The following is a 12,865-nucleotide window of genomic DNA, read 5'->3' on the forward strand; positions in this document are numbered from 1 at the left end:
GCTGCAGGGGGAACCATGGAGCTGAGCTACGTCTGCGGCACCAGTTCAGTGCCGTTGCTCTACAAGACCGTCGGCGTCGCACTCGAGGACGCCGCGCGGCGCTGGGCGGACCGCCCAGCGTTGATCGTTCGCCATCAGAACCTCCGCTGGACCTATCGTGAATTGAACGAAGCGGCGGATCGCTTCGCGGCTGGGCTGATCAAGCTCGGCTTGCAGCCTGGCGATCGCGTCGGCATCTGGTCGCCGAACCGCTATGAATGGGTGCTCACCCAATTCGCGACCGCCAAGGCGGGGCTGATCCTGGTCAACGTCAATCCCGCGTATCGAATCTCCGAGCTCGAATTCGCGCTCAACAAAGTTGGCTGCAAGGCGCTGATCCTCGCGCCGAGTTTCAAGAGCAGCGATTACATCGGCATGTTGCGACAACTCGCGCCAGAGCTGGCGACGAGTGCGGTGGGCGAGCTGCAGGCAGCGCGACTGCCGACATTGCGCACGGTGATTCTCACCGATGACGCTCGTGTGCCGGGCTTCATGCCGTTCCGCTCGGTCGAAACATCGGGCGCCGAACTCGAGTACGAGCGGTTGAACGAGCTGCGCACGCTGTTGCAGCCCGAGGATGCCATCAACATTCAATTCACGAGCGGTACCACCGGCCTGCCGAAAGGCGCGACGCTGTCTCACCACAACATCGTGAACAACGGCTACTTCGTCGCGAGCCACATGGGCTTCACGCACGAAGATAGTCTGTGCATTCCAGTGCCGCTGTATCACTGCTTCGGCATGGTGATGGGCGTGCTCGGCTGCGTGACGCACGGGGCAGCGATGATTTTTCCGGCTGAGGCGTTCGAGCCGGTGGCTGTGTTGGAAGCAGTCGCTGCCGAGAAATGCACGGCGCTCTACGGCGTGCCGACGATGTTCATTGCCGAGCTGGATCATCCGCAGTTTCGTAACTACGACCTCAGCTCCCTGCGCACCGGTGTCATGGCCGGCGCGCCGTGTCCAGTGGAAGTGATGAAGCGCGTTATCGCCGACATGAATATGCGCCAGGTCACCATCGCGTACGGCATGACCGAAACCAGTCCGGTCAGTTTCCAGAGCCGCAGCGACGATTCCATCGAACGTCGCGTGTCCACGGTTGGCAGGATTCACCCGCATCTGGAAGTGAAGATCGTCGACACGGAAGGGCGCGTTGTGCCGAGAGGCGAGCGCGGCGAGTTGCTGACTCGCGGCTACAGCGTGATGACCGGCTATTGGGATGACGCGGAGAAGACGCGTCAGGCCGTCGATGAGCAGGGCTGGATGCACACGGGCGATCTGGCGGTGATCGACGCCGAAGGCTATTGCAACATTGCCGGTCGCGTAAAAGATCTGATCATCCGCGGCGGCGAAAACATTTCGCCGCGTGAAGTGGAGGAGTTCTTGTATCGGCATCCGCAGATCCAGGACGTGCAGGTCTTCGGGATCCCGGATCAGCGCTACGGTGAAGTGGTGTGCGCGTGGATCAGGCTCAAGGGCGCCGAGCCGTGCGACGCCGACGCGATTCGGCTGTTCTGCCGCGATCAGATCGCGCACTTCAAAGTGCCGACACACATTCGCTTCGTCGAGCAGTTTCCGATGACGGTCACCGGCAAGATTCAGAAGTTCATCATGCGCGAGCAGATGATCGCGGAGCTGCAGCTCCGCGAAGACGTCACCGCCTGATCAGATGTTCGCCGCTTGCTCTGCGACGTGCGGATGCGCCAGGTCGCGACGCGCTGCCGCCGGCGTGACGCCTAGAATCTTGCGCATGTGACGAGCCAAATGGCTTTGATGCGCAAAGCCGGTAGCGAACGCGATCTGGGCGATCGACAGCGACTCATCCTGCAGCAGCAACTTCGCCCGTTCCACGCGTCGGCGCAGAATGTATTGGTGCACCGGAGTGCCGGTCGAGCGCCGGAACAGCGTCTTCAAATGCGACACGCTGACACCGGCGACCTTCGCAATCTCGGCCAGCGATAGCTCGCTCTCCAGGTTGTCCTCGATGTGCGAGATCACCAGCTTGAGCTTCCACGCGCTCAAGCCACCTTTCGGATCGCGCATCGGCAACGAGCGGCGGTTGTGACGTTGGAGCAGACGCGCGGCGAGCGCGGTGCCAAGGCTCTCTCGGAACAATCGTCCACCGGCGCCGCCAGAATCGAGATCCGCTTTGATCGCCCAGCCGATGTGCTCGATGAAGGGGTCGCGCAACTGGAAGCGGTCGGCAATCTCGATGTTGGACGGGTCCATGTCCAGCTCGACGGCAACACTGCGCAGTAACTCATCGGGCACGCGCATGACGAGCGTCGTGCCGCTCTGTTTGGTTTCCCATGCAGCCGGGGTGTGCGCCGGAACAATATCCAGATCGCCCGCGACCTCGCGGCCGTGACGCAGCTTGCCGCCGCGCTCGCAAGTGACTTCCACCGAGGGCCCGATGTGCATGCACACGATGGCGTATGGCCGGGGGTCGATACGCGTCAGGCCGGCGCAGAAATTATTGATGTTCGCGTTGACTGTTCGCTGGACTCGCGGCGGTGCTGAGGTCGCGGCGGCCAGGGGGTTGCTGGTGGCACTCATCGGTGATCTCCGGCACCGTACTGCTGCGTCGAGGATACAACGAGAAACGCCCTCTGGGCTGCTCCGCCGCGTGTCACTCAACGTCCGATCGTGCTGACGCCGGGCTTAATAGGTCAGGCCGGCGACGCAGGAATTATTGAGCGAACCTGGCGCGGGTCTCAATGGTCTGGCCGAAAGGGCGCGTGTCGGTGGAACAAGCTCGCAATCCATGCCACCGCGCTTTCTCTATTTAGCAACGGTTCAGGTTCGCGGTTGACAGCGTCCAGCCCAAGTGTGATGGTCGATTCATGTCTACGTTGTCTAGCGTCTCGTTATCTCCTGCGGATCTCGCACGTTACAGCCGGCACCTGGCGTTGCGCGAGATCGGCGTCCGCGGCCAGGAAAAGCTCAAGGCCGCGAAAGTGCTGCTGGTCGGCGCCGGGGGCCTCGGTTCGCCGGCGGCGCTGTATCTGGCGGCCTCGGGCGTGGGCACGATCGGGGTGATCGACAACGACCGCGTGGACGTCTCGAATCTGCAGCGACAGGTGCTCTACGACACGCAGAGCGTCGGCCGGCCCAAGGCCGATGCTGCGAAGGAACGGTTGCTCGCGCTCAACCCGGAAATCGAACTGGTGTCGCACGCGGTCGAGTTGCGGGCCGCGAATGTGCGCGAGATCTTTGCCAGGTACGACGTGGTTCTCGACGGCACCGACCGCTTCAACACGCGCTATCTCACCAACGACGCGTGCGTGATCCTGCGCAAGCCGTTGGTGTCCGCCGCCATCCATCGCTTCGAAGGGCAGGCGATGACGTATGTGCCCGGCGAGGCGCCTTGCTATCGCTGTTTGTTTCCTGAGCCGCCGGCGGACGGGCTGGTGCCGAACTGTGCCGAAGCCGGCGTGCTCGGTGTGTTGCCGGGCGTGATGGGCACGATTCAGGCGACCGAAGCGATCAAATTGATCGTCGGCATCGGCGAGCCTCTGCTCGGGCGTCTCTTGACCTACGACGCGTTGGCGATGCGTTTTGGGGAGTTTCGTTTCACGCGCCGGGCGGACTGCGCCGTCTGTGGCGATCATCCGACGATTCACCAGCCCGCGGACCTGGCCGAGATCTGCAGTGCCGAGGTGATGGCACAGGTGCGGCGTCTGTCGCCGCTCGAGCTGCAGGCGCTGCTCGATAAGGTCGCTATCGTCGACGTGCGCTCACCGAGCGAGTTCAGCGCGTCCCACTTGCCGGGAGCGGTGAATATTCCGGTGAGTGACATCGAGCGCCGGCTCGATCAAGTGTCGCGAGATCAGCTGACTGTTTTCATCTGCCGGAGCGGGGCGCGCAGCTTGACCGCATCGGCCATTGCTACGCGCGCCGGCCTGGCGAATATCGCTCACCTGGAAGGGGGCTTGCTGGGCTGGGCCCAGGAGATCGACGCATCGTTCGTAGTCGCTCCGGTGGGTTGAGCTGGGCCTCTTCAGCGAGCGCCGGCTCGGGAGAGATGCCTTACGTCACGTCGATCCGTAAGCCAACCCGCCGACGGAGCCCAATTGGCAAGCTCGGCCCGACGCCGCTGCCACGCCTGCTCCAGCGTCTTCGCTGCTTCGGGCGAAGTCGTCTGCACATGGGTGGGCATGTGGACCACATTGTCATCTTCGAAATCGAGCATGGACTCTCTCCCCGACTCAAACTGTGGGAGCGAGAGTACGCCGTCGCAGTCCGACCATCATCGTGCCCCATGGCATGTAATTGATTCCGCGCCGGCAAGAATCCAGGCCAGTCGCGGCTATTTGCCGGTGAATGCGGTTGAGCCGGCACGTGACCGGCCGCACAATTTTCGCACTACCGCTCCTAGGAGAGCCCAGCGTGAATCAGAGCGTTACGAACGGTTCGGCCAACACGTCGATGGTCAACGTCATCTACGTGCTCTATTTGCTGGCATTGATTTCCGGCGTGACGGCGCTGATCGGCGTGATCGTGGCTTACGTCTACAAGGATGACGCGCCGGAGTGGCTGCGCACGCACTACGAGCTGCAGATCCGCACGTTCTGGATGGGCTTGGTGATCGGCGCCGTCGGTGTGGTGTTGAGCTGGGTGCTGATCGGGATTCCGGTCCTGATCGCGCTGGCGGTCTGGTGGATCATCCGCTGCGTGAAGGGTCTGAGATACGTCGGCGAGCGCCAGCCTTATCCGAACCATCTCGGCTGGGGGCTGTGAGCTGCTAGTCGAAAGGGCCCTGGTCACTTTCGACCAATTCTCAATAGACGTCGCGCCGGTATCGGCTGGAGATCGCCAACTCTTCCAGCGTGCCGGCGCCCAGGACATCCGATAGCGCGGCGTCGACCGCAGGCGCCATTCCTTGCAAACTCCCGCACACATAGATCGCTGCGCCGTCTTCGATCCAACGTTTCAAGTCGTCAGCGCATTCGCGCACGCGGTGCTGCACGTAGCGCCGTTCGGCTTGATCGCGCGAGAACACGAGGTCGACGCGCTCCAATTTTCCTTCCGCGCGCCACTGCTCGAGCTCATCGCCGTAGAATCGATCGTGGGCAGCGTTGCGTTCGCCGAAAATGAGCCAGTTGCGGTGACGTCCCTCGGCGATGCGAGTTTTCAGTAGCGCGCGCAGTCCGGCGATGCCGGTGCCGTTGCCGATGAGGATCAACGGCACATCGCTTTGCGGCGCATGAAAGTTCGGGTTGCTTCGCACGCGGACGGCAACATCCTCGCCGACTCTCGCGCCAGCTGTGAGCCAACCGCTACCCAATCCGGGCTCGCCATCGGGCCGTCGCATCTGTCGCACGAGTAGATGTATCGCGCCATCGGCCGGCAACGACGCGATGGAATATTCGCGATGGGGCAGAGGTTCGAGCTTCTCATCCCAAGTCGAATTGCGTGGATCGACTTCCGCGATGTCGCCCGCCTGCCAGGTCGCGCTCACGTCGGCCTGAGGCCGCAGTTCGATGTGGAAACATGCGTCGCCCGCGCTGCCGGAATTGACCTGGTGTCGCGCCGTCAATCGCCATCGCTCGTAGCGAGGCGCTTCCCAGTCGGGCAGGTCCGGACTGTTGCTGAGAACACTGAGCTGATGTTGCCAGTGGCGTAGCGCGCCTTCGTCGCCGTTGTCTACTTCGATCACGTCGAACAGTGCGGTTGCGCCTTGGTGTCTCAGCCACTGATCGATGCGATGGCCGAAGGCGCAGTAGTTGTCGTACTCGCGATCGCCCAATGCGAGCACGCCGTAACTCAGGCTCTTCAGGGGCAGGGAGCTGTCGAGCACGTCGCGGACGAATGCAGCTGCGGGGTCTGGCGCGTCGCCTTCGCCGGTCGTGCTCACCACGAACAGCGCTTGTTTCGCCTGTCGCAGGATCTCGTCGTTGATTTGTTGTAACGATGCGAGCATCACCGGCGCGCCGGCCGCCTGCAGCGATTGGGCCGTTCTATTTGCGAGCTCGGCCGCGAAGCCTGTTTGACTCCCGAAGGCGATCAAGGTGGCGCTGGCGGTGCGATCGCCAGCGGTGACGATCGCCGGCCGGCGACGCGGCCACAAGAAGTAGGCGCAGGTCGTGAGATACAAAATCACAACGACGCACGCTGAATACAGCCGTGCGTCGCTGAGACCGGCCAGAATCCCGGACATTTCCTTACTGCGGCAATACTTCGAACGTCGCCACGTAGCTCAGCCGGCGCTGCTTGGCTTGCTTGAGGGACGTCTTCTGGTCTTCCGTGCCAGTCTCCAGCCAGTACATGCCGGGCGTGGGCCAGTTGACGCTCAGCTCGCCGTTCGCATCGGTCTTGAGCTTCTGCTCTTCCTGCTCGTTGCGGTAGCGAGTGCCGCCGGGCTGTACGACCACCTCCAGATTGGCAGCGGGCTTGCCGTCGATCACGAAACGAAACTTCGACGCTTCGCCGGCGTACAGATCGTTCGGATGCGTGAGCGGGATCAGCTCGAGGCCGAGGTTGGCCGGCTTCAGCGCCGTCTCGGTCGGCTTGCCTGCCGTGACGAATGTTTCGACGCGGCCAATCGACTCGCTGACCTGCAGGTTGTTCGCATCGGCCGGCACTTCCTTTGCAAACTTCTCGGCATTACCGCGCCAGCGCTTGCGCTGACCGTTCTGCTCGTAGCTGGCGAACAACCCGTTGTTGACGAGCGCCACTTTGTAAGTGCCGTTCTGCTTCAGCTGCACGTCGAACACGCTGCGATATTTGCCGGTGAAGGGGTTTTCCGGGTTCACCTTCGAACCATCGGGCGCGGTGATCGCCAACGAGTCCAGACGCAGCGGGACATGGTTGAAGTAGAACAAGTCATTCGAGACGGCGGCGTCGACCGTGATCCATTGGTCGACGGTCGAGACGGTGGCGGAGGGCAGCAGCCACATCTTGTGTGCATGGCTCGCGAACGGCGCGAGCAAGGCAGCGGAAACAGCGATGGCGCGAAGTGCGGTTTTCATGGTTTTCCTCGCCAGGTGAGTTAAGGAGTGACGTTGAGGGTGATGGCGCCGAGCTCGGTCTTGCCTTGAGCCGTCGCCGTTTGTTTCTGGGTGCCGGGCCATTCGAACGGCAGACGCAGCAACTCGCGTCCGCCGACTTCACGCGTCGCTTCGACCACGACGTTGTATTTGCCGGGGGCAAGATTGGCGAGCTGTTTGTCAGTGCCCTGGTAGCTCAGCACGTGCGCACCGACCGGACGCGTCGCGCCAGTCACGCCGTCGACGGGCATCTGTAACTCGCGGCCCCCACGGCGCCACCACTGACGCAGGTCTTTCAGCCATTGCGTGCCGTCTTCTTTCTTTCTATCAGTCTGGTACCAGACAGCCAGTTGGGCGGCGGTGCTTTGATCCTGGTTCTCGACCCACACCGCAACATAGGGGCGGTGATACTCGGCGACGTCGAGGCGCGGAATTTCCAGCTTGAGATTCAACTCCGCGCCCAGCGACGCGGCGCTGGCTCCCATCAGCAGCATGGCTCCCGCCAGCTTTGTCATTCTTCTCATGACCAACCTCAATGGATGAACAAAATCGCCAGCAGCAGGGGCAGTACCAATCCAAGGCCCACCATCGGCCAGGTGCCCGGACGGTTGCCTGCGTGCATTTTCAAAAGCAGCAGCCCGGTCACTGCGAACACCAGCGCCGCGAATGCGAACACGTCGATGAACAGACTCCACGCGGCGCCGGCGTTGCGACCCTTGTGCAGATCGTTGAAGTACGACAGCCAGCCGCGATCGGTCAGTTCGTGCGTGACTTCACCGTCTTCCAGATTCACGGTCAGCCAGGCGTCGCCGCCGGGGCGGGGCAAAGACACGTAGATTTCATCGTCTGACCATTCGGTTTCGCGATTGGCCGCTCGCACCGACAGGGTTTCGTCGAGCCAATCCGCAACCGGCGCCGGCAGCGCGGCTTTCTCATCGGCGTCTGTCTCCCATTGCTTCTTCAATCGCGCCAGCAAGGGTTCAGGGAGTTGCGCTGTCTGCGTTGTCACTTCGGGCTTCGCGCCGATCCACGACGCATGGTTGAGCGTGAAGCCGGTGATGCTGAACAACACCATGCCGATCAGGCACATCGCGGCGCTCATCCAGTGCCACTGGTGAAGGTGCTTCAGCCAGAACGCGCGAGTTTTCTGCGCTCGTGCGGATGAGGCGCGGATGGCTTCAGCCATGGACAATCGCTTCGATCGCGGCGGCAATCACAGGCGGACCGTACTCATTGAGGTGAATGGTCCGGCATCATATGAGAATAATTCTCATTGGCAAGCCTCTAGGACATTTCGAAATTGTCCCCAGCGTTCGATTAATGTGTCCGCTCGCAACACCGCTGTGCGGGCGGTGCGTTTAGTATTTGCAGCCTGAAATCGAGCGAGAGTTCTCTTGAGCGCAGCGACCGTCAGCGTCTTCGACATGTTCAAAATCGGCATCGGGCCGTCGAGCTCCCACACCATGGGACCGATGACGGCCGCCTGCCGCTTCGCGAAGTCGTTGGAAGAGCAGGGAATGTTGGCGAGGGTCGCGCAAGTGACCGTCGATCTGTACGGCTCGCTCGCGCTTACAGGCAAAGGCCATGCGACCGATACTGCTGTTACGACGGGGCTCGCGGGCTTTCTGCCTGCGCAAGTCAATCCCGATGCCGCCGCTCAGTTGATCGAGGAGGTTCGTCAGCACGGCAAGATCCTGCTCGCCGGCCGGCATGAGATCGACTTCCGCATCGAGCGCGACATTCACTGGAAATTCAAGGAAAGCCTGCCTTATCACCCGAACGCGCTGACTTTGTTCGCGCGCGATGCGAGTGGCGAATTGCTGCGTGAAGCGACGTTCTATTCGGTCGGCGGCGGCTTCGTTGTCAGCGATGAGGAGGCCAAGGCGCCCGCGACCGCGCTGGCTGCCAGGGCAGTTCCGCTGCCGTTCTCCGATGCCGCAGAGTTGTTAGAAGCCGCTCAAAGTAATGGCCTCACCATTGCCGAACTGATGATGCGCAATGAATGCGCGACCCGCACTCGCGAGGAAGTGCTCGCCGGCCTCGACGGCCTCGCCGAGGCCATGAATTCATGCATTGATCGCGGCTTGCGTCAGGAAGGCGTGTTGCCCGGCGGTCTGAACGTGAAGCGTCGGGCCGCAAAGCTGCGAGCCGCGCTGGAGAAACGCGAGCAGATGCAATCCGCCGATGCCCTCATCGCCATGGATTGGATCAACGCGTGGGCGCTCGCCGTCAACGAAGAGAACGCCTCAGGCGGCAAAGTGGTCACTGCGCCGACAAATGGCGCGGCCGGCGTCGTGCCAGCTGTACTGCGTTATTACGATCGCTACTGTAACGGTACGCGCGAAGGTCGCCACGTCTTCTTGCTGACCGCCGCGGCGATTGGATCGCTCTACAAACACAACGCCAGCATCTCGGCCGCGGAAGTGGGCTGTCAGGGCGAGATCGGCGTCGCTTGTTCGATCGCCGCTGCAGGCCTCACGGCCGCGCAAGGCGGGACGAACGAGCAGATCGAGAACGCCGCCGAGATCGGCATGGAGCACAACCTCGGCTTGACCTGCGACCCCATCGGCGGCCTCGTGCAAATTCCTTGCATCGAGCGCAATGCTACTGGCGCCGTGAAGGCGGTAGACGCGTCGCGCCTCGCGCTCATGGGCGACGGTTCGCACCACGTCACGCTCGATAAAGTGATCGAGACCATGCGGCGGACCGGCGCCGATATGCAGGATTCCTACAAAGAGACCTCATTGGGCGGACTCGCCGTCAACCTGCCGGAGTGCTGACTCTGCAATCCTGAGCGCCAGCTCGCTTACACTGACGGGGCCGCCAGGACCACGTCGGATCCAAGCTGAAAGCGTTCAGGAGTCGGTCATGATCAGAGTGGAGGGTTGGGTCGTTGCGCTCGCGGCGACTTTGTTTGTTGGTGCGGCGTCGGGCGCCGATGAGTACTCCGGCAAGCCACAACAGGCTTCGGCGCCAGCGCGCTACACATTCTCGTGGCCTCTGGAGGCGGGCCTGCCAGCGCCGCGTGGTGGCACGACCAAAGGCGCGCCGATCACACTCGATCTCGAACCGTCGAAAGCTTGGAAAGATCTGCGCGCCGACGGCATTTCTGCGCAGGAACGCGATCGTCGCGCCATCGTCGCCATGGCTGGCACGTTCCGAGTCACGTTCGACTTCCTGGAAGTCGTGCCTTTCAAGCGCCAGGACAAGCCGAACGCGCCTTATCAATCGTGGGGCACGGAAAAAGTTTACGTCGATAACGACGACGGCAAGAACATCAGCCTGGTGCACATTCTCGAAATGCGCATCGTGCAGAAGGATGGCTCGATCAGCGAGCCCATGGTCACCAAACATTGGCGCCAGGACTGGCAATACGAGCCGACTCACATCGTCGAGTATCGCGGTCGCGATCGTTGGCAGCGTCGCAAGCTCAGCGCCGCCGAATCCAAGGGCGCGTGGCTGCAAACGGTTTATCAAGTCGACGAATCGCCGCGCTACGCCAGCATCGGACGTTGGGAACATTCTGCGAGTTTCTCTACCTGGCTGAGCGGCGAAACATGGCGGCCGCTGCCTCGGCGCGAATGGAGCGTGCGCGACGACTACCACGCGCTGGTCGGGACCAATCGTCACACCATTTCGCCGACCGGTTGGATCCAGGAAGAAAACAATCTGAAGACCGTGCTCACGTCGACGCGAACCCTCGAGCCATCGCAACCGTATGTCGCGCGCGAATACGGCGTGGCTCGTTACGAGCGGATTCGCGATGCCGACTTCGCGCAGGCCGATTCTTATTACGATCGAACCAAGCAATTCTGGGACCAGGTGCGAGACGAGTGGTCGCAGATCTTCGTGAAGCAGGGCGAGGTCACGTTGAAAGGGCCGGTCGACAAGCTCGGCCTGTTCCACCCGCTGTTCGCGCAGGCGGACGAGATTGCGGAGAAGGGCGCTGCCGCGAGCGCAGATAATCAGACTGTCATACGTAACGCCTTGAAAGATATGGGTGCATTGCCCTAAGCCACCCCGGCATAGGAAAGCAAAAAAAGTCCAATAGAGGCTTGCACTGTTAGTGAGAGTCATTATCATTTGCATCCATGCTGCAACCACAAGCCAAAACCCCTCTCCGCCCAGCGGAGGTTCGATCGCCGGCCGCCGAGCTTGCTCGTTTGCCGGCGATTCCTTTACTGCGTTCCGAAGAGCTCTTCGGTAAGGCGCGGGAGATTCTGATCGAGCACAGCGGCGGTTATTACCGCTTGCGTGTGACTCACAGTAACAAGCTCATTCTCACGAAGTGACCGTACTGGTCGCGTGAGTCCTGCGGGACTCCGTGAGCTTGTTCCTGACCGTATCGGTCGCGACGTCATAAGACGCGCGATCTCGCCAGCGAGCGCCGCTTCTTCCCCCCGCACCGGCGCAGCCAGCTACTTCACATCGCCGCCGAATAAACAAACATCGGCGCAGTCGAGGTAGCAATGCCAACAGATGTTTGGTTGCTGATCTTTGCTCTAGCCACTTGGATGCTGGCAGGCGCACTGGCTTATTCAGCATCGCCCCGGCAACGCTGGTTGCGCGTGCCGCTTCCCGCATTTCCAACTCTAATCAGCGCCGGGCTCGCCGCGATCGTCGGCTTGCGAGCCGGGGCCGAGGCGCTGCATTTCGTGTCCTGAGTCGACGGAGCCAAGTGATGAACGCAGTCGTATCAAGCCGTTGTTTGACTCGTGTAATGACCGATGACGATCGCGGCGTGGAGGTGGCGCAGCTGCAATCCGTCATGCACCGGATTCAGAGCTCGCTGCGTGACGTGCCGATGGCGCAACGTGAGTACATTGCGAATGCGCTGCTGAACCTGGCGGTTTCGCGCATGCTGAAAGAAGAGGGCAGCGCGCTCACTGCGAGCATCCTGCTGCGACTCGGCGATGTGGTCGCCAATAGCGATGCGCCGCCGGCTCCCGAAAGAGCCGTAGACCTGAACCACATCAACGGATAACTGTTTTTAGACGGAGACGATCACGCGGCCGGTGCGCGGCTGATTCTGGAACGCGCCCTGGCGGCCATACGTTTTTGGCTGATTGGCGCGGCCAGTGACGATGTCCAACATGCCTTGAACGCGGCTCATGCGCGCCGTGACCAGCGCACCATTGCGGTCGTTGGCAATACGGCAGCGATCGGCTCGCTCGCCCAGTTCTTTCCAGCGACGACGCAGTTGTTTGGAAGGATCGCACCACGCGAGGACGCGATCGAGGCCTTGCTGGTCCGGCGACACATTCAGTGCCCGGCACAGTGCCTTGCGGTCATCGTCGATGCGCATCAACGTGCCGATGCAGTTTTGGCGCGCAGTGCCTGCGCGCTCCAGTGCGTCCACATCGTTGGCGACCAGGAATTCATGCTCGCGCTCGAGCAGCTGGTGCAGCTGGTCGAGCGTGCTCGATTCTTCGGTGATCAATTTGTCGAGCGTATCGCGACAGACAACCGGATCCACGAAACCTCACTCCTTATTTCTGAGCAGCTGCCCCCAGATCGCGGTCCATGCGGAGCAGCTTGTCGGCGATGCGCTCCGGCACCACCTGGTAACTACCGTCTTCGATCGCCTGGCGGATGCGCGCGACTTTCGCCTCGTTCACCACCGGCACGCTATTCACTGTCTGTTCCAGCGCCGCCAGCTTGCGGGCCTGATCAGTGATCTGCACGGGATTGGCCGGCTTGCTGGCCACTTCGGCCGAGCCAGCTGCGCCATCCTTCGCGCGAGTCACCGACTTATCGGTGCCCACCTGTACAGGGGTGTTCTGATAGCCAGTGATTTTGGTAGTCACGGTCCTTTCTCCGGTTGCGGCCACGACAACAAC

15 protein-coding genes are annotated in these 12,865 nt (G+C 61.9%); 7 read left to right on the forward strand and 8 right to left on the reverse strand.

The annotated features are described in order from the left end of the window. Positions 1-15: 15 nt before the first annotated feature. Positions 16-1,701 (forward strand): AMP-binding protein, encoded by a 1,686-nt coding sequence (locus EK373_RS16310; RefSeq protein WP_129644760.1) that lies wholly within the window; start codon positions 16-18, stop codon positions 1,699-1,701. On the opposite strand, the gene EK373_RS16315 is transcribed toward EK373_RS16310, so the two are convergent. Then, complete coding sequence (locus EK373_RS16315; protein WP_129644762.1) at positions 1,702-2,592, reverse strand: helix-turn-helix domain-containing protein; 891 nt, start codon at positions 2,590-2,592, stop codon at positions 1,702-1,704. A 287-nt stretch (positions 2,593-2,879) separates the two neighbouring features. On the opposite strand from EK373_RS16315, the gene moeB reads away from it, so the two are divergent. Next, positions 2,880-4,025 carry a molybdopterin-synthase adenylyltransferase MoeB gene (gene moeB, locus EK373_RS16320; protein WP_198683382.1) on the forward strand — a complete coding sequence of 382 codons (1,146 nt, stop codon included), beginning with the start codon at positions 2,880-2,882 and terminating at the stop codon, positions 4,023-4,025. A gap of 11 nt (positions 4,026-4,036) precedes the next feature. Here moeB and EK373_RS16325 read toward each other — a convergent pair whose 3' ends face one another. Further along, entirely contained in the window at positions 4,037-4,228 is a 192-nt protein-coding gene (locus tag EK373_RS16325; RefSeq protein WP_129644764.1) for a hypothetical protein, read from the reverse strand. Positions 4,229-4,425: 197 nt separating this feature from the next. Here EK373_RS16325 and EK373_RS16330 point away from each other — a divergent pair, with 197 nt between their 5' ends. Continuing rightward, a complete protein-coding gene (locus tag EK373_RS16330; protein WP_198683383.1) occupies positions 4,426-4,776 on the forward strand; it encodes a DUF4870 family protein in 351 nt (116 codons plus the stop codon). A gap of 40 nt (positions 4,777-4,816) precedes the next feature. Here EK373_RS16330 and EK373_RS16335 read toward each other — a convergent pair whose 3' ends face one another. Genes EK373_RS16335 through EK373_RS16350 form a run of 4 tightly spaced genes read right to left on the reverse strand, consistent with a single transcriptional unit; the run spans position 4,817 to position 8,211 of the window. Next, the gene (locus tag EK373_RS16335) at positions 4,817-6,196 is read right to left on the reverse strand and encodes a sulfite reductase subunit alpha (RefSeq protein WP_129644765.1); all 1,380 of its coding nucleotides are present in this window, start codon (positions 6,194-6,196) and stop codon (positions 4,817-4,819) included. A 4-nt stretch (positions 6,197-6,200) separates the two neighbouring features. After that, positions 6,201-7,007 (reverse strand): DUF4198 domain-containing protein, encoded by an 807-nt coding sequence (locus EK373_RS16340; RefSeq protein WP_129644767.1) that lies wholly within the window; start codon positions 7,005-7,007, stop codon positions 6,201-6,203. Positions 7,008-7,027: 20 nt separating this feature from the next. Then, the gene (locus tag EK373_RS16345) at positions 7,028-7,540 is read right to left on the reverse strand and encodes a DUF2271 domain-containing protein (protein ID WP_129645877.1); all 513 of its coding nucleotides are present in this window, start codon (positions 7,538-7,540) and stop codon (positions 7,028-7,030) included. Positions 7,541-7,557: 17 nt separating this feature from the next. Beyond that, a complete protein-coding gene (locus EK373_RS16350) occupies positions 7,558-8,211 on the reverse strand; it encodes a PepSY-associated TM helix domain-containing protein (protein WP_129644769.1) in 654 nt (217 codons plus the stop codon). 208 nt (positions 8,212-8,419) lie between these two features. On the opposite strand from EK373_RS16350, the gene EK373_RS16355 reads away from it, so the two are divergent. The 4 genes from EK373_RS16355 (at position 8,420) to EK373_RS16370 (ending at position 12,009) form a co-directional block, all read left to right on the forward strand. Then, a complete protein-coding gene (locus tag EK373_RS16355; protein ID WP_269813687.1) occupies positions 8,420-9,805 on the forward strand; it encodes an L-serine ammonia-lyase in 1,386 nt (461 codons plus the stop codon). Positions 9,806-9,893: 88 nt separating this feature from the next. Then, entirely contained in the window at positions 9,894-11,039 is a 1,146-nt protein-coding gene (locus tag EK373_RS16360; protein WP_129644771.1) for a DUF6607 family protein, read from the forward strand. A gap of 77 nt (positions 11,040-11,116) precedes the next feature. Beyond that, positions 11,117-11,317, forward strand: a complete 201-nt coding sequence (hemP, locus tag EK373_RS16365; RefSeq protein ID WP_129644773.1) for a hemin uptake protein HemP — start codon at positions 11,117-11,119, stop codon at positions 11,315-11,317. 389 nt (positions 11,318-11,706) lie between these two features. Further along, positions 11,707-12,009, forward strand: a complete 303-nt coding sequence (locus EK373_RS16370; protein ID WP_129644775.1) for a hypothetical protein — start codon at positions 11,707-11,709, stop codon at positions 12,007-12,009. 6 nt (positions 12,010-12,015) lie between these two features. Here EK373_RS16370 and EK373_RS16375 read toward each other — a convergent pair whose 3' ends face one another. Together EK373_RS16375 and flgM are read right to left on the reverse strand one after the other, a co-directional pair. Further along, on the reverse strand, positions 12,016-12,501 hold the full coding sequence (locus tag EK373_RS16375; RefSeq protein ID WP_129644776.1) for a flagella synthesis protein FlgN: 486 nt from the start codon (positions 12,499-12,501) through the stop codon (positions 12,016-12,018). Positions 12,502-12,514: 13 nt separating this feature from the next. Then, positions 12,515-12,832 (reverse strand): flagellar biosynthesis anti-sigma factor FlgM, encoded by a 318-nt coding sequence (gene flgM / locus EK373_RS16380; RefSeq protein WP_157994388.1) that lies wholly within the window; start codon positions 12,830-12,832, stop codon positions 12,515-12,517. Between the last annotated feature and the right edge of the window lie 33 nt (positions 12,833-12,865).

This window comes from Peristeroidobacter agariperforans, from assembly GCF_004138335.1.
GTDB classification, from domain to species: Bacteria; Pseudomonadota; Gammaproteobacteria; order Steroidobacterales; family Steroidobacteraceae; genus Steroidobacter; species Steroidobacter agariperforans.